We start from the raw sequence: 16,857 nt of genomic DNA, 5'->3' as shown, positions 1-16,857 counted from the left end.
TTAGATGTCTGAGTTACTGACAGTCAGAATTAATGAGGCAATACTCTTCATTTACATGATGAGTATTGCCTGTTATTTGATAGATTTTATCGACAAGAATAACCGTATCAAGAAAATAGGTTTTGTGCTCCTGATCGTTGTGCTGGTGATGCAGACCTTGATGATCGGTCAGTTCTATCTGACAACTGGCCGTTTTCCGGTGCAGACGATTACAGAAGGCTTCTATTTCTTTACGTGGCTGATCATCATCGCCTCGATCGTTATGTCAGAGACGACCCGGACTGAATTCTTAGGGTTTATGATGAACTTGATCGGCTTCATCTTTATGTCGATCCATACGTTTCAGCCGGTGGAATATCAGTCTCATACCACAGTCTCGCATATGATGAACGAGCTGCTGATGGTACACGTGACGCTGGCAATAGCGGCGTACGTGACTTTTCTAATCGCTGCGATACAGGCCGGGCTTTATCTCTATCAGATGCGCAATCTGAAAAATAAGAGATTCACCCAGAAGTTCTTCAGGATGAATGATCTTGCCTCTATCAGCCGCTCCGTCAATCATTTCAGCATCATCGGCTTTATCCTGCTGCTTATCTCACTGGTGCTCGGTGTCCAGTGGGGACTGATACTGATCGGGCCATCCATCTGGCTGGACAGTAAAGTAGTCGGTTCAGCGATTGTGCTCTTGATATACGGGATTTATATTTATTTCTTCACATACAAAAAAATGAAGTTGAACAGACTGATGGAAATCAATATCATGTTCTTTCTGATCTGTATGGTCAATTATCTGATCATCAGCAGATATTCAGAGTTTCATCAGCTGATTAATTAGGAGGATTATTATGGTGAAAATCGTAGTGGGAACGAGAAGAAGTCAACTGGCTTTAACGCAAAGCAAGCAGTTCACAGATTCTCTGCAGGCGAAGTTTCCTGAGCTGGAAATTGAGTTCAAGGAAATCGTCACACAAGGAGATAAAATCGTCGATGTACAGCTCTCTAAAGTGGGAGGGAAAGGACTGTTCGTCAAAGAGATTGAACAGGCTCTGCTCAACAAGGAGATCGATATTGCGATTCACTCACTGAAAGATGTCCCTAGTGTCCTGCCGGAAGGATTGATACTCGGCTGTATTCCAGACCGTGAAGATCCTCGAGATGCCTTTATCTCTAAAAATCATACGAAACTCAAAGACTTACCGGCAGGCAGTGTGGTCGGTACGAGTTCACTCCGCCGCGGCGCTCAGATTCTGAATCAGTATCCGCATCTGAAAATTGAGTGGATACGGGGTAATATCGATACGCGTCTGAACAAGCTGAAGAACGATGCCTACGACGCGATCATTCTTGCGGCAGCCGGTCTGAAACGCATGGGCTGGAATGCAGACACGGTGACGGAATATCTTGAGCCTGAAGTCATGCTGCCGGCGATCGGGCAGGGTGCGCTGGGAATCGAATGCCGTGCAGACGATGAAGTTGTCCTCAACATATTGAAAGCCGTGCATAATGACGATGTGGCACGCTGCACACAAGTTGAACGCGATTTTCTGCGCCTGATGGACGGCAGCTGTCAAGTACCGATTGCGGGACACGCAGTTGTTGAGAACGATGAAATACACTTCCGCGGACTCATCATGTCACCGGACGGCAGACAGCGTTTTGCGAGCGATATCCGCAGTAACGATACGGCGTCAATGGGTGAAGAGGCGGCGGCTGAAATGAAAGAAAACGGTGCTTATGCGATTATTGAGGCATTAAATATAGAAGGAAGTCGATCATAATGAAGCCAGTTGTAGTGATGACTGATAGTGGACAAACACAGACAGACGAAGTTGAGCTCGTTCATATACCGCTTATCGGTATAGAAGTGCTCCCCGTACGCAGTGACTATCATCAGCACTATGACTGGCTTATTTTTACGAGTCAGAACGCGGTGGAGCTGTTCAGTCAGCTTTATGACATCACAGCAGATCACATCGCGGCGATAGGTGTTAAGACGCAGGCAGCCCTTGAAGAGCAGGGCTATACGGTAGACTACCTTCCAAGCGAGTATAATCAGGAGTCATTCATCGCTGAAGCGGGGCGTCGCTTTGATAACAAGCGAATCTGTCTCCCCGCCAGTACGCAGGCCAGGCCGGCACTGAGCCGGTTTCTCGGCACTCGTGGTCAAGTGGACCGTATTGATCTGTACAGGCCGGCGCCTTCTCGTTCGGCTGCAGAACAGATTCATGCTATGATTGAAGCGCAGAAAGTAGACGTTCTGACTTTTATGAGTCCGTCAGCTGTAGATGCGTATTACAGTTTATACGCGCCTGTTGAGATTACAGTGGTCGCAATCGGTCCTGTGACACGTAACAGGCTGTCCGACTACGGACAAGAATGTGTGATGCCTGAAGAAGCGACTAAAGAACAGATGATTATCAAAATACTGGAAATGAGGGAACAGAATGAATTTTGACCGACATAGACGTTTAAGAAGTTCAGCAGTGATGCGTGATATGGTGAGAGAGACTACTTTATCCAAGAAAGATCTCATCTATCCGATCTTTGTGATTGAACAGGATAATATCAGAAATGAAGTCCCATCCATGCCTGGTGTCTATCAACTGAGCTTGAATATGCTGCATGAAGAGCTGAAGACGACGTACGATGCGGGCATCAGAGCAGTGATGTTCTTCGGTATCCCGAATGAAAAGGATGCCTGCGGAACGGGTGCCTTTATCGATGATGGTATCATCCAGAAAGCCACACGATTATCGAAGGAACTTTATCCGGATATGCTTGTACTCGCTGATACGTGTCTCTGTGAGTATACCGATCATGGTCACTGCGGTGTGCTGGACGACCATGGCCATGTCCTCAATGATGAAACGTTGCCGCTGCTTGTCAAGACAGCAGTATCACAGGCGAAAGCAGGAGCAGATATCATTGCACCGAGCAATATGATGGATGGTTTTGTGCAGGCGATTCGGGCGGGGCTCGATGAAGCAGGCTTCTATCATATACCGATCATGAGTTACGGCATCAAATATGCCTCTGCTTTCTATGGCCCGTTCCGTGATGCAGCAGAGAGTACGCCTGGTCAGGGCGACCGTAAAGGTTACCAGATGGATCCGGCCAACCGCTTAGAAGCGATGCGTGAACTGGAAAGTGATCTTGCGGAAGGCTGTGACATGATGATTGTCAAACCGGCCCTGAGCTATCTTGACATCATCCGTGACGTCCGCAACCATTCAAATATACCGGTCGTGGCCTATAATGTCAGCGGGGAATACGCGATGACTAAAGCAGCTGCACTTAACGGCTGGATTGATGAGGAACGTATCGTCATGGAACAGATGATTTCAATGAAGCGCGCGGGCGCAGATATGATCATCACCTATTTCGCAAAAGATATCTGTCATTACTTAGATAAAGGAGTATACTAATGAGATCAGAGCAAGCATTCAAAGAAGCAGTGAAAGTGATGCCGGGTGGCGTCAACAGCCCGGTGCGTGCATTTAAGAGTGTGGATATGGATCCGATATTCATGGACCACGGTAAAGGTTCTAAAATCTATGATATAGACGGCAATGAATATATTGACTATGTACTCAGCTGGGGTCCCCTGATTTTAGGGCATGCGGATGATAAGGTGACAGCAGAACTGGCAAAAGCCATCCAGAAAGGAACGAGTTTCGGCGCGCCGACAGAACTTGAAACGAAGATGGCTGAGCTCGTGATTGAACGTGTGCCGTCAATCGAGATGGTACGGATGGTCTCAAGCGGTACTGAAGCGACGCTTGCGGCACTCCGTCTAGCGCGTGGCTATACAGGGCGTAACAAGATCCTGAAATTTATCGGTTGCTATCATGGTCATAGCGACAGTTTACTCATTAAAGCAGGTTCAGGTGTGGCGACTCTAGGTCTGCCTGACTCACCGGGCGTGCCTAAAGGGACCGCTGAAAATACCATTACCGTGCATTACAATGACTTAGAAGCGGTTAAGACTGCATTCGAGAAATTCGGCGATGATATTGCCTGTGTGATAGTAGAGCCTGTGGCAGGTAATATGGGCGTGGTGCCGCCGGGAGAAGGTTTTCTCCAAGGACTGCGGGACATCACAAATGAATATGGTTCACTGCTGATCTTTGATGAGGTGATGACAGGCTTCCGGGTAGGCTACAACTGTGCCCAAGGTTACTTCAATGTGACGCCGGATTTAACTTGCTTGGGGAAAGTGATCGGCGGAGGTCTGCCGGTAGGCGCATTTGGCGGACGGAAAGACATCATGGAGCACATCGCGCCGGCAGGTGATATTTATCAGGCCGGGACATTAAGTGGTAATCCGCTCGCGATGACAGGGGGCTATTATACGCTGAGTCAGTTAACGCCAGACAGTTATGCGCATTTCAATCAATTAGGCGATCAGCTGGAAGCAGGACTCACAGAAATATTTGCCAAGCACGGTGTGCCTATTACGATTAACCGCGCGGGCAGTATGATCGGCTACTTCCTGAATGAGGAAAAAGTAACGAATTTTGAAGTTGCATCTAGATCAGATCTTAAATTATTTGCGGCCATGTATAAAGAAATGGCGGCACAGGGCGTCTTCTTGCCACCGTCACAATTTGAAGGGATGTTCCTGTCAACCCAGCATACTGCTGAAGATATTGACAAAACGTTAGACGCATTCGATAAAGCGCTAAGTGCCGTCAAATAAGGGTTTTAGCCTACTCTGATTATACGAAATATAAAATTATCAATATTTTTTGACGATTTATGTTTATAACTCTGCATTCAGGCAATATTATTCATGTAAATAAAATTTACAAAAAAACATAACCTATGTGGAGGTAAGTCAAATGGCTAATAACAACAATAACAGAAATGACAAAGATGTTATCTATGATTCAGAGCGTGATCGTCACGTAACACACACAGTGGACAGCACTACTCATCGTGATGGTGTAGCTGGAGACCGTGTTAAAGAAACAACTACAACTCGTGAAACTCGCCATGTTGCTCACGAAGAACCTAAAAAGAAAAGTCCATGGCCATGGTTAATTCCATTATTACTTCTTCTTTTAGCTATTCCATTCTTATTAAATCTTTGTAACAATGATAAAGATGACAAAAAAGAAGAAAACAAAACAGAAGAAACTACAACTGAAAATGCAACTACTGAAGAAGCGACTACTGAAGAAACAACTACAGAAGAAGCTACAACTGAAGCAAACGCTGGTGGTTTTGACTTAGCTTCAATCATCAACTTTGATTTAGCTGCATAATAACAGTTAACCGTGAACATTGTTCACGGTTTTTTTTGATTTTAAGGATATAAAAATGACAGTTTCTGTAGAGAAACTGTCATTTTACTAGAAGATAAATTTTACTAGAAGATAAAGTTAAGAATAAGATTGAGAATGATAGTGAGAATAATAGATGCGATGATAGAGAACATGCATCCTGTCGTCCCGCCGAAGTATCTGATCACTTTTTTGCCCTCCCTTTCGTTATAATGAATTATACCCGTTTCTATAGTCTTAAACATAGGAGGTGAGAGGAGTTGTTATTATTAATCATTTTTTTGGCGGTGCTGTTCGGGTTATGCCTGATGATGATACATATGATTCTTCCCTGGCTGTTCGGACCGATGATCGCTGCAGCGGCCATCAGCAAAATAAGTGGCAGAACAATCATATGGCCGAAATCGCTGGCAGATTCAGGTCTATTTATTTTAGGGGCGCAGATCGGGACCACTTTTACCTTGCAGGTCCTGACAGATATCCGCAAGGACTTGTTCCATATCATCCTGCTGAATATCCTCATCATTGGTGCAGCTATTCTGCTGTCGTTCATCTACAGAAAAATGACGCGCTGCAGCTATGAGACAGCATTGCTCAGTGCTGTGCCCGGGGCGCTGAGTCAGATGATCGTCATGGCCGAGGAGAATAAACGGGCGGATCTTCTTGCCGTTACCTTGTCACAGACCTCGCGTCTGTTGTTTGTAGTGATGATTGTCCCGTTTATTGCATCGTTCGGCAGAGGCGGAAATACAGGGGGCGTGATGCACAGTGACGCCATTTTTCAGGTGCTGTCCTTTGACCGTCTTTTATTCATCATCAGTTTGACGGGTTTATTCTTTCTGCTGCTCCGGCGTATTCATTTTCCGGTTCCCCAGCTGCTGGCGCCCATCTTTATCGTTTCAGGATGGAATATAGCGACAGGGGTCAGTTTTTCCATCCCTTATGTCTGGATTGCAGCCGCTCAGCTGTTATTTGGGGTCCGCATCGGCCTGCAGCTGGTGGAGTTATCCAGCAGTCTGTCGCTGAGACTCTTTTTCGGTATCGCTGTCCAGAACATCCTGCTGATCTTAGTGACCTTCATCGCTGCTGTATTGATGACGGGCCATCCCTTTAACGATGTCTTTTTAAGTCTGGCACCAGGCGGTATGGCTCAGATTATTATCGTTGCAATGGAGACAGGCGGCAATATTGCCATGATATCCAGCTATCATATCTTCCGTATTTTCTTTATTCTTCTGATCGTTGCACCCTTGATGCAGGTTATGCTGAAGCGATTTGACAAGACAATTTAAATCCGCTAATATGAGATTATTCAATAAGGTTTCGGGAAGAGTAGGTCCGTGATGACTGGAAAGAGAGCATAGGGTTGGTGAAACTATGCAGCATCTAAGACTGAAGGTAGCCCGCATATGGTCTTATACTGAACGCGAGTAGGTATAAGCGTGTACGAGCGTTAATCGTTTGAGTGCAGCTGCGGCTGAATTTAGGTGGTACCACGAGATTATTCCCGTCCTATTCTTATAGGGCGGTTTTTTTATTGAGTAAAATTGATTACTGGAGGTATTTTGATGGATACTAAATATAATCCCAAGTTAGTGGAAGAAGGACGCTACCAAAAGTGGCTGGATGCAGAACTGTTCAAGGCAGAAGATAATGATGACAAGCAACCCTTTACGATTGTGATTCCGCCGCCGAACGTCACAGGTAAGCTGCATATCGGTCATGCATGGGATACGACTTTACAGGATATCATCACACGTATGAAGCGTATGCAAGGCTATAATACACTTTACCTGCCCGGGATGGACCATGCAGGGATCGCGACACAGGCAAAAGTAGAGGCGAAGTTAAGAGAAGAAGGCATCAGCCGACACGATATCGGCCGTGCGAAATTCTTGGAACATACGATGGCGTGGAAAGAGGAATATGCGGAGACTATCCGTTCTCAATGGGCGAAGATGGGACTCGGCTTAGACTATTCACGTGAGCGTTTCACACTGGACGAAGGCTTAAGCGACGCCGTCAAACGAGTCTTTGTCGATATGTACAACAAAGGTCTGATCTACCGCGGCGAACGTATCATCAACTGGGACCCTGCAGCACGTACAGCGCTCAGTGATATCGAGGTCGTGCACGAAGAAGTTGAAGGTGCGTTCTACCATATGAACTATCCGCTGACAGATGGTTCAGGCGTCATTGAGATTGCGACTACACGGCCGGAGACGATGCTCGGGGATACAGCGGTCGTCGTTCATCCGGAAGACGAACGCTACAAGGAGATGATCGGCAAGACAGTCCTGCTGCCTATTTTAGAACGTGAGATTCCGATCATCGGTGATGACTACGTTGAAATGGACTTCGGTACGGGTGCGATGAAAGTAACACCTGCCCATGACCCGAATGACTTTGAAATCGGGAACCGTCATGATCTGCCGCGTATCAACGTTATGAACGAAGACGGTACGATGAATGACAAGGCAGGTAAATACGCAGGTCTTGACCGCTTTGACTGCCGGAAGCAGCTCGTTAAGGACCTTGAAGACAGTGGCATTTTAGTTAAAATTGAAAAACACGTCCATCAGGTCGGTCACTCAGAACGGAGTGGTGCAGTCGTTGAGCCTTATCTGTCCACACAGTGGTTCGTTAAGATGGCCCCTCTCGCTGAACAGGCCCTTAACAACCAGGAGACAGATGACCGCATTGATTTTGTGCCGCCACGCTTTGAGAATACCTTTAACCGCTGGATGGAAGGCATCCATGACTGGTGTATCTCCCGTCAGCTGTGGTGGGGGCATCAGATTCCTGCCTGGTACCATAAGGAAACAGGTGAAGTATACGTCGGTGAGACAGCACCTGAAGACAGCGAGAACTGGGTACAGGACGAAGATGTACTCGACACCTGGTTCTCAAGTGCACTCTGGCCGTTCTCAACGCTCGGCTGGCCGGATACAGATGCCGCAGATTTCAAGCGTTTCTATCCGACCAATGTGCTTGTCACAGGCTATGACATCATCTTCTTCTGGGTGGCGCGAATGATCTTCCAGGGACTTGAATTTACAGACCGTCGTCCATTCAATGAAGTGCTGATTCACGGCTTAGTACGTGCTGAAGACGGCCGCAAGATGAGTAAATCACTCGGCAACGGTGTAGACCCGATGGATGTCATCGATGAGTACGGTGCCGATGCACTGCGCTATTTCCTTGCGACCGGTTCAACACCAGGTCAGGATTTACGTTATTCCACAGAGAAAGTAGAAGCCAACTGGAACTTTATCAATAAAATCTGGAATGCCTCTCGCTTCAGTCTCATGAATATCGGTGACGACTTCACAGTAGAGGATATTCATCTGGACGGTAAGAAATCAGTAGCGGATAAATGGATTCTGACACGTCTGAATGAAACAATCGAAGAAGTGACACGTCTAGCTGATAAATATGAATTCGGTGAAGTCGGCCGCAGTCTCTACAACTTTATCTGGGATGATTTCTGTGACTGGTATATTGAGATGAGTAAGATTCCGATGAACGGCGACGATGCAGAGGCTAAGCAGATGACGCGTTCAGTCCTTGCTTATACGCTGGATCAGATTATGCGCATGATGCATCCATTTATGCCGTTTGTCACGGAAGCAATCTGGCAGAACCTGCCGCATGAAGGGGAATCCATCGTGACAGCAAGCTGGCCGGTTGTGCGTCCAGAACTATCGGATGCTGCCTCTAAACACGAGATGGAGCAGCTTATGGAGATTATCCGTGCGGTGCGGACATCACGTAATGAAGTGAATACACCGATGTCTAAGGCCATTCCGATGCTGATTAAAGCCAACAACGATGACCATCTGAACCACATCGAGGCGAACCGTCACTACCTTGAACGCTTCTGTAACCCGTCGACACTGGAAATCTCACTGTCACCGGACGTGCCTGAGAAAGCGATGACGACAGCCGTCTACGGAGCAGAAGTCATTCTGCCGCTTGAAGGTTTGATTGACATGGACAAAGAACGTGAACGTCTGACTAAAGAACTTGAAAAATGGCAGAAAGAACTCGACCGTGTCAACGGGAAACTTGCCAATGAGAAGTTCGTATCAAAGGCACCTGAGAAAGTCATCAATGAAGAGAAAGAAAAGCAGGCCCTATATACAGAGCGCTATAATGCAGTGAAAGAAAGACTTGAACAGTTGAAAGCGTAGGGATGATGATGGACTATTTAGAGAGTTTATACTGGATACACGAACGGACAAAGTTTGGCATTAAACCAGGTGTCAGACGCATGGAATGGATGCTTGAGCGCATGGGTAACCCGGAGAGAAATATTAAAGGTATCCATGTCGTCGGCACGAACGGCAAAGGTTCGACTGTCAGCTATCTGAAAAACGCATTGATGGCGAATGGCTATGAAGTGGGAACCTTCACTTCACCGTATATTGAAACATTTAATGAACGGATCAGTCTGAATGGCAGCCCGATTACTGATGATGAGATTGTGACACTTGTAGAAAAAGTGAAACCGGTCAGTGAAGCATTGGCAGAAGAGACAGACTTGGGTCCTGCTACGGAATTCGAAGTGATGACGATGATGATGTTTGTCTATTTTGGTGAGGTTCATCCTGTCGATTTCGCCGTGATAGAAGCAGGCCTCGGAGCCAAGCACGATTCAACGAATGTGTTTCAGCCGATTATGACCTTACTGACCAGCATCGGTCTCGATCATACGAATATTATGGGTGATACTTATTTAGATATCGCACGAGAAAAAGCAGGCGTCATCAAACCGGGCGTCACGCTGGTCTATGCAATTAAAAACGACGATGCGAAGCAATATGTCAATGAAGCGGTAGCAGAAGCAGGTGCTAAAGGCATTAAGCTGGACCGGGATATTCAGTGTGTCTCGGCAGGTGAAGAGTTCACTTTCCGTTATAAAGATTATGAACTGGAAGACATCCGTCTGAAGATGCTCGGTCATCATCAGCAGGAGAATGCATCACTTGCCATTGCAGCGCTGATTGATATGTACGAGCAGGGCATGCTGCATCTCGATTTCAATAAAATGGTGTCGGCGATTGAAGAGACCACCTGGACTGGACGAATTGAAACAGTGCAGGAGGAACCGACCATCATCCTCGACGGTGCACATAACCGTGAATCCATCGACGTACTCGTTGAGACGATGAAGACGTATTACAGCGACCGCAGAATCGATGTCTTATTTTCAGCGATCGATGGTAAGCCGATCGGCAGTATGCTCTATTCACTGGAAGCAATCGCTGATCGGTTCTACGTCACTGAATTTGATTTTCCGAAAGCATTGCCGGTCGATACCCTTTATGAATCCGTTGAGCATGACCAGAAGATGAAAATCAAGGATTACGGTGAATTCATCAAGAATTACAATGGAGACCTTCTACTCGTAACAGGCAGTCTCTACTTTATCAGTGCAGTGAAAGCTTATCTTAAAAAATAAATTTAGGGGGATACCAGGCGGAAGCCTGGTATTTTCTTTATATTATTTAAATATTCAGAATTAGGGAAAAGGGAAAGGATAAGAGACAAAGGGGTTGGTTTTTAAGATGAAAAAGACTTTGAAGATGCCGCATACATATGCACTGCTGTTAATTCTAGTAGCCTTTGCCTGTGTCATGACTTATATCATTCCGGCAGGTATTTATGACAGGGAGAATGTGGACGGAAGAAAGCAGGTTGTTAATGATTCATATCATCATGTAGCTCAGCAGCCGGTAAGTCCGATAGAGATATTCAGGGCAGTACCGACTGGACTTGTAGAAGCAGGGGAGATTGTATTCTATATCTTTTTGGTTGGTGGTGCATTCGGGATTATACATAGAACAGGAGCCATCAATGCAGGTGTAGGCGCCATGATGGAGAAAGTCGGCAAAAAGGGGAATATGCTGATACCTGTCACGATGATTGTCTTCAGTATACTGGGTTTTTCCATAGGGCTTAGTGAGGAAGCGATTGTTTTTGTACCAATCGGTATTCTGCTTGCCAAAGCACTTGGTTATGATGCGATGGTCGGGACTGCCATGATTATACTTGGTAGTGGCATCGGTTTTCTAGGCGGCATGATCAATCTGTTTACGGTAGGAATTGCGCAGAAAATAGCCGAGATACCATTATTTTCAGGGATTATTTTCAGAACGATTGTCTACTTGATTGTCCTGTTAACAGGCATTCTCTACGTGCTGAATTATGCAAAAAAAGTAAAGAAAGATAAGAATCATAGCTTAATTGCTGCAGATATGCGTGCAGCAAATGATGCACGCTTTGAGGAACAGATTAAAGGGATTGAAGCCTTCACATTGAGACATGCGCTGATTCTGTTATGCCTCGCTGTCGCGGTCATCTTCAATGTATACGGCATCTTTAAATTTGAGTGGTTTCTCATGCAGATGAGTGCTAACTTCTTGATCATGGGCATTATTGCAGGGCTCATCGGCGGACTCGGTCTGAACGGGACATTTGATGCACTGATTGAAGGCATGAAGGATATTTTGTACGGTGCTATTATCGTCGGATTCGCGAGGGCAATCGTCCTGGTGCTGGAATCAGGGAAAATCATTGATACAATTGTGCACCATATGACAGCTGTTATTGATCACTTGCCTGCAGTATTTTCAGTCATTGCTATGTTTGTGACACAGCTATTCCTGAATTTCTTTATACCATCTGGTTCAGGTCAGGCCATGACGACAATGCCGATTATGGTACCTGTCTCTGACTTGCTGGGTGTTAATCGACAATTAGCTGTATTGGCATTCCAGTACGGAGATGCCATCAGTAACAATATCATTCCGACATCAGCTTCATTGATGGGTGCACTCGCCGTTGCACGTATTCCATATACGACATGGATTAAGTTTGTATGGAAAATCGTCACAATATGGGCAGTCATCTGTATCGGAGCAATGATTATTTATATGAATATATAAGTGAGTGAGCGGAGACTACTAAAGTCTCTGTTTTTTTTGGGGATGAGTGTGAGAACCTGAGAAACGGGAGCAGAAGAGTGAGTAACGTCCCGCAAAAGGGATCTGCGGGACGATACGCTTGGGAAACGGGAGCAGGAGAGTGAGAAACGTCCCGCAAAAGGGATCTGCGGGACGATACGCTCGGGAAACGGGAGCAGGAGAGTGAGAAACGTCCCGCAAAGTGGATCTGCGGGACGATACGCTCGGGAAACGGGAGCAGGAGAGTGAGAAACGTCCCGCAAAAGGGATCTGCGGGACGATACGCTCGGGAAACGGGAGCAGGAGAGTGAGAAACGTCCCGCAAAGTGGATCTGCGGGACGATACGCTCGGGAAACGGGAGCAGGAGAGTGAGAAACGTCCCGCAAAAGGGATCTGCGGGACGATACGCTCGGGAAACGGGAGCAGGAGAGTGAGAAACGTCCCGCAAAGTGGATCTGCGGGACGATACGCTCGGGAAACGGGAGCAGGAGAGTGAGAAACGTCCCGCAAAGTGGATCTGCGGGACGATACGCTCGGGAAACGGGAGCAGGAGAGTGAGAAACGTCCCGCAAAAGGCATCTGCGGGACGATACATATCAAAGTCTCACTCTCATTTTATAAAAGATAGTTGATTTTATTCTTATCATGTACTATAGTAGATTACAAGATAGTTATGAGGGGGCATGGATTGTGGCGGTGTATGATCAGATGATGAAGGGACTGCTGGACGGGGCTATTCTGGGATTGATTGCCCAGGGTGAGACCTATGGTTACGAAATTTTAGAGAAGCTGAAATTGAATGACTTTCCGGAAATCAGTGACGGCAGTATTTATCCCGTATTGCTCAGGCTGGATAAAAAAGGCTATGTGACCACACGGATGGTCAAGTCGGATAATGGGGGGCCGAAGCGGAAGTACTATACCATCACAGCAAGTGGAGTGGAGCAGCTGATTATTTTCAAGCGGAAATGGACAGCTTTGAATCATGGCATGAACAATTTAATGAGGAGTGTGGAAGATGTTAAGTAAAAAATCAGAGCAGTTTTTAAACAGTGTCAGAATGGAACTGATGAAACAGGGTAAGAAAGATGAAGATATCGAAGCGGTGACTGATGAATTAAGAGATCATCTGACTCAGGCTGAAAAACGTGGAAAGAGTGTGGAGAGTATCACAGGGGGTTCGCCGGATGCATACATCAATTCAATCTCGAAGGAAATGCCCTTTGACCATTCATTCATTAAGACAATGATCGGCGCATTGTTCGCAATCCTGGCATTCTTTACTATCCCGAGGCTCGTTGCAGGCCAGTTTGAGATGTCAGTCGAACGGTTGATCTTCTACGGTATATTAATAGTCATCTTGCTGCCTCTGGAATTCTGGTTACTGATGACGATGTTAAAGAAATACGGTCATACGAGACAAGGTTATTTTGCGCCTCTTCTGATTGCATTTTTAGGCTTTGCTGTTATTTTAGCGGGGGAGTTCTATCTACGTGCCAATGAAGGAGCATCCATCATCAACTTAGATATGCATATGAGTCTATGGCTGGGGCTGATTCTGCTGCTTCTTTTCATCGGTTTCTGCGCGATGCATAAAGCGTGGTTCTATATCGGTGTCATGGTCTATCTTGTATTGCCGGATCTAGTCGCTCGGATCTTGACGGACCAACCCGCCGGCAGTAAAGAATTCGTCAACATTTCATCATCCATCTTTCTCATGCTGAGTGTCGTCGCATTAGTCGGAGCTATGGCCTTCTATTCCAGATTTAAGAAAAATAGCCATTAAGTCATGAATCATCAGCGTGTCAATAGGAGGAAACTTCCTGAGATAAGTAGTACACTCATAATGACTGCTAAATGGAGCTGGACGGGACGATGAATTTTAAAGGCATAATAAGTTCTCTCTTCTTCTATCATTGCAGATATTGTAACACAGGGGGTATGATTCATGAAAATTGGTTTTATCGGGACCGGCGTCATGGGCGCGAGCATGGCAGGTTATCTGACAGGGGATCTGTATGTATATAATCGCACGAAGCATAAAGCACGGGGACTTCTTGATAAGGGTGCTATCTGGTGCGACAGTCCTGCTGCATTGGTGCAGGAGGTCGACATCGTTTTCACGATGCTGGGGTATCCGGATGATGTGCGCGAGATGTATTTAGGGGAGACAGGTTTAATCGCGAATGGTAAGAGCGGTCAGATCATGATTGACTGTACGACGTCAAGCCCGGAACTTGCAGCTCGGATTGCAGAGGAAGCTCTAGAGAAAGGCATCGCCATACTGGATGCACCTGTCAGCGGTGGTGACATCGGTGCAAAAAATGGTACCCTTTCCACGATGGTCGGTGGCGACGCTGCAGCATTTCTGACAGTAGAGCCGCTGCTTCAAGCTTTCAGTAGCAGCGTCAGTTACTTCGGTCTCGCCGGCAGTGGTCAGCACACGAAGATGGCGAATCAGATTGCGATAGCATCCGGCATGATCGGTGTGGCCGAGAGCCTTCACTATGCTAAGTCAGCGGGTCTTGATGTGGAGCGTGTACTTGAGACGATTGCTAAAGGCGCAGCCGGCAGCTGGTCACTTTCTAATTTAGCCCCGCGTATGCTGTCCGGTGATTTCAAACCCGGCTTTTATACGCATCATTTCCTGAAGGACATGAAAATAGCGCTGCAGGAAGCGGAGAAGATGGAGATCAAACTTCCCGGCCTCGCGTTAGCGTACAGCCTTTATGAGGCGTTATCCGACGACGAGAAAATGGAGGACGGCACCCATACGATCATTCATTATTATGAAAATGATAAAGAGTAGACGATGTCTGCTCTTTTTTGCTGTTTTTCTTTAAATGAGGTGACTTTGCTGCAGAATTTCATCAAAGTGAGTGTTTTGATGAAAAACTGCAGGCATTGCTGGCCCTTTTTATCTTTTTCTGCTTTTTTACACGGAGCAGTCTATCCTTTAAAGTGAAGTTAAGAAAAGAGGTGACTTATGGTTGTAGCAGTACTCGGCAGTTTCATCGGCTCTTTTATGCTCTGTCTCACTTATTATGAAGGTTCTTTATTCAGGCGCTCACAGTGTGACAGCTGTCATGCTGAGCTGTCATGGTATGAATTAATGCCGCTCGTCAGTTTTATCATACAAAACGGGAGATGCCGCAGATGTGGAAACCGGATACCGGTTTATATCTTTCTGACAGAGCTGCTGTTTTTCGTGCTCTTTTTTCTTTTCATTTCAGAGAGCAGTTCAGCGCTGTATGCCGCCTGTATCTCATTTCTGGTTCCGCTCGCAATTTATGATATTTATCATTTCAAAGTGCCTGATCATATGCTCCTGCTATTCGCCTGCGTTCTACTGATGATTTGTTTTCCGCTCTTGCTGGACAGCCGGCATTTAATCTCTTCAGGCATGCTGATCATGCTGCTTCATCTATTTTATCTGCTGACCGGTAGTATCGGTTACGGTGATATCAAGCTGCTGTCCTTATTTGCTCTCTTTCTGCCGCTTACCTATTTTCTGCTGATCTTTATGCTCACTTATTTCATCGGAGGTATGGCTGTCATCTGCTTCTTGTTCTACAAGCATAATCTCAGAAAAATACCGCTTATCCCTTTTATCACAGCTAGTACGCTGCTCGTATTCAAATTCTACGATGAACTTTATACTATATACTTTGGAGGATTTCTATAATGCTAGCGATGTTAAAACAAGATCAGCCGCGTGAACGGCTGATGACGTACGGGCCGGAACAGCTGACCAATCAGGAGCTTCTTGCCATCATCATCAATACAGGCAGTAAGGATGAGTCTGTCCTGGAAGTTGCCAACAAGCTGCTGATGTCTATGGGCAATATTCGGGACATGCGCTACTTGACACTGCAGGAGTTGCGGGAAATCAAGGGCATCGGAGAGAAGAAGGCGGTGACGATGCTCGCCATGATAGAACTCGCGGTCAGAATGCATACACATTCTCTTGAAGACCGCGTGAAGATCAAATCCCCGCAGTGTGTCGCTGACCTGCTGATGGAACGCCTGCGTTACTATACCCAGGAGCATTTTATCGCCCTTTATTTGAACACGAAGAATGTCGTGATCCATGAGCAGGTCATCTTTAAAGGTTCACTCAATGCGTCGATTGTTCATCCGCGCGAGGTATTCAGAGAAGCGGTCAGACGTTCTGCTGCCAGTATTATTGTCTGTCATAACCATCCCTCCGGTGATCCGACGCCTTCTGTAGAGGATATCGAGGCGACGAAGCGCCTGATCAACTGCGGTACGTTATTTGGCATCGAGCTGCTGGATCATATTATTATCGGGGACGGTGTTTTCGTCAGTATTAAGGAGAAGGGACTGTTGTAAATTTTTTGTGAAGTATTTCGGAAAACGAAAAAAAGTGTTGTCAGTTTAAATTATTTGAATTATGATAATATTGAAAATAAGAAAAGGAGGAGATTAATATGCGCAATGAATATCCGCGTCTGTCATTACAAATTAATTTGTCCTCCTCGTATGAGTCACACTAATTAAGACAGAGGAGGAGTTTCTCTTCTGTTGTTGAGCACATGCTTTCCATTAGGGGAGGTATGTGCTTTTTGTGTTTCTATGA

The 16,857-nt window shown here is 46.2% G+C and carries 15 protein-coding genes and 1 other annotated feature; all 15 genes read left to right on the top strand.

What is annotated here, in order from left to right:
• Window positions 1-4 precede the first annotated feature (4 nt).
• Window positions 5-838 (top strand): cytochrome C assembly family protein, encoded by an 834-nt coding sequence (locus tag ERX55_RS01880; RefSeq protein WP_133450879.1) that lies wholly within the window; start codon window positions 5-7, stop codon window positions 836-838.
• A gap of 10 nt (window positions 839-848) precedes the next feature.
• Window positions 849-1,781 carry a hydroxymethylbilane synthase gene (gene hemC, locus ERX55_RS01875; RefSeq protein WP_133450878.1) on the top strand — a complete coding sequence of 311 codons (933 nt, stop codon included), beginning with the start codon at window positions 849-851 and terminating at the stop codon, window positions 1,779-1,781.
• Window positions 1,781-2,458, top strand: coding sequence for a uroporphyrinogen-III synthase (locus ERX55_RS01870; RefSeq protein WP_133450877.1), 678 nt, complete (start codon window positions 1,781-1,783; stop codon window positions 2,456-2,458). The genes hemC and ERX55_RS01870 overlap by 1 nt, the downstream gene beginning before the upstream one ends.
• Window positions 2,448-3,428 carry a porphobilinogen synthase gene (gene hemB, locus ERX55_RS01865; protein ID WP_133450876.1) on the top strand — a complete coding sequence of 327 codons (981 nt, stop codon included), beginning with the start codon at window positions 2,448-2,450 and terminating at the stop codon, window positions 3,426-3,428. Before ERX55_RS01870 ends, hemB begins: the two co-directional genes overlap by 11 nt.
• Entirely contained in the window at window positions 3,428-4,702 is a 1,275-nt protein-coding gene (hemL, locus tag ERX55_RS01860; protein WP_133450875.1) for a glutamate-1-semialdehyde 2,1-aminomutase, read from the top strand. Before hemB ends, hemL begins: the two co-directional genes overlap by 1 nt.
• A gap of 142 nt (window positions 4,703-4,844) precedes the next feature.
• Window positions 4,845-5,270, top strand: a complete 426-nt coding sequence (locus tag ERX55_RS01855; protein WP_133450874.1) for a hypothetical protein — start codon at window positions 4,845-4,847, stop codon at window positions 5,268-5,270.
• Between the two features lie 278 nt (window positions 5,271-5,548).
• Window positions 5,549-6,580 carry an AbrB family transcriptional regulator gene (locus tag ERX55_RS01850; RefSeq protein WP_243721426.1) on the top strand — a complete coding sequence of 344 codons (1,032 nt, stop codon included), beginning with the start codon at window positions 5,549-5,551 and terminating at the stop codon, window positions 6,578-6,580.
• Between the two features lie 23 nt (window positions 6,581-6,603).
• Window positions 6,604-6,806 (top strand) — a binding site (T-box leader).
• Window positions 6,807-6,850: 44 nt separating this feature from the next.
• The gene (locus tag ERX55_RS01845) at window positions 6,851-9,481 is read left to right on the top strand and encodes a valine--tRNA ligase (protein ID WP_133451060.1); all 2,631 of its coding nucleotides are present in this window, start codon (window positions 6,851-6,853) and stop codon (window positions 9,479-9,481) included.
• Between the two features lie 8 nt (window positions 9,482-9,489).
• Window positions 9,490-10,752: a bifunctional folylpolyglutamate synthase/dihydrofolate synthase gene (locus tag ERX55_RS01840; RefSeq protein ID WP_133450873.1), complete on the top strand. Its 1,263-nt coding sequence runs from the start codon at window positions 9,490-9,492 to the stop codon at window positions 10,750-10,752.
• Window positions 10,753-10,858: 106 nt separating this feature from the next.
• Window positions 10,859-12,238 carry a YfcC family protein gene (locus tag ERX55_RS01835; RefSeq protein WP_208001493.1) on the top strand — a complete coding sequence of 460 codons (1,380 nt, stop codon included), beginning with the start codon at window positions 10,859-10,861 and terminating at the stop codon, window positions 12,236-12,238.
• 709 nt (window positions 12,239-12,947) lie between these two features.
• Window positions 12,948-13,286, top strand: a complete 339-nt coding sequence (locus tag ERX55_RS01830; protein ID WP_133450871.1) for a PadR family transcriptional regulator — start codon at window positions 12,948-12,950, stop codon at window positions 13,284-13,286.
• Window positions 13,276-14,043: a DUF1129 family protein gene (locus ERX55_RS01825; RefSeq protein WP_133450870.1), complete on the top strand. Its 768-nt coding sequence runs from the start codon at window positions 13,276-13,278 to the stop codon at window positions 14,041-14,043. Before ERX55_RS01830 ends, ERX55_RS01825 begins: the two co-directional genes overlap by 11 nt.
• Before the next feature lie 162 nt (window positions 14,044-14,205).
• Entirely contained in the window at window positions 14,206-15,066 is an 861-nt protein-coding gene (locus ERX55_RS01820) for an NAD(P)-dependent oxidoreductase (RefSeq protein WP_133450869.1), read from the top strand.
• 177 nt (window positions 15,067-15,243) lie between these two features.
• Window positions 15,244-15,942: a prepilin peptidase gene (locus ERX55_RS01815; protein ID WP_133450868.1), complete on the top strand. Its 699-nt coding sequence runs from the start codon at window positions 15,244-15,246 to the stop codon at window positions 15,940-15,942.
• On the top strand, window positions 15,942-16,610 hold the full coding sequence (gene radC, locus ERX55_RS01810) for a RadC family protein (RefSeq protein WP_279512545.1): 669 nt from the start codon (window positions 15,942-15,944) through the stop codon (window positions 16,608-16,610). The genes ERX55_RS01815 and radC overlap by 1 nt, the downstream gene beginning before the upstream one ends.
• Window positions 16,611-16,857 lie beyond the last annotated feature (247 nt).

This window comes from Macrococcus bovicus, from assembly GCF_004359575.1.
In the GTDB taxonomy this organism is placed as follows: domain Bacteria; phylum Bacillota; class Bacilli; order Staphylococcales; family Staphylococcaceae; genus Macrococcus; species Macrococcus bovicus.
This window is presented reverse-complemented; position numbering and strand designations above follow the sequence as displayed.

What these genes read in the sequence shown, in the direction of transcription:
- ERX55_RS01880 (WP_133450879.1), top strand. Translation starts at nt 5, where the DNA reads ATGTCTGAGTTACTGACAGTCAGAATTAATGAGGCAATACTCTTCATT.
- hemC (WP_133450878.1), top strand. Translation starts at nt 849, where the DNA reads ATGGTGAAAATCGTAGTGGGAACGAGAAGAAGTCAACTGGCTTTAACG.
- ERX55_RS01870 (WP_133450877.1), top strand. Translation starts at nt 1,781, where the DNA reads ATGAAGCCAGTTGTAGTGATGACTGATAGTGGACAAACACAGACAGAC.
- hemB (WP_133450876.1), top strand. Translation starts at nt 2,448, where the DNA reads ATGAATTTTGACCGACATAGACGTTTAAGAAGTTCAGCAGTGATGCGT.
- hemL (WP_133450875.1), top strand. Translation starts at nt 3,428, where the DNA reads ATGAGATCAGAGCAAGCATTCAAAGAAGCAGTGAAAGTGATGCCGGGT.
- ERX55_RS01855 (WP_133450874.1), top strand. Translation starts at nt 4,845, where the DNA reads ATGGCTAATAACAACAATAACAGAAATGACAAAGATGTTATCTATGAT.
- ERX55_RS01840 (WP_133450873.1), top strand. Translation starts at nt 9,490, where the DNA reads ATGGACTATTTAGAGAGTTTATACTGGATACACGAACGGACAAAGTTT.
- ERX55_RS01835 (WP_208001493.1), top strand. Translation starts at nt 10,859, where the DNA reads ATGAAAAAGACTTTGAAGATGCCGCATACATATGCACTGCTGTTAATT.
- ERX55_RS01825 (WP_133450870.1), top strand. Translation starts at nt 13,276, where the DNA reads ATGTTAAGTAAAAAATCAGAGCAGTTTTTAAACAGTGTCAGAATGGAA.
- ERX55_RS01820 (WP_133450869.1), top strand. Translation starts at nt 14,206, where the DNA reads ATGAAAATTGGTTTTATCGGGACCGGCGTCATGGGCGCGAGCATGGCA.
- ERX55_RS01815 (WP_133450868.1), top strand. Translation starts at nt 15,244, where the DNA reads ATGGTTGTAGCAGTACTCGGCAGTTTCATCGGCTCTTTTATGCTCTGT.
- radC (WP_279512545.1), top strand. Translation starts at nt 15,942, where the DNA reads ATGCTAGCGATGTTAAAACAAGATCAGCCGCGTGAACGGCTGATGACG.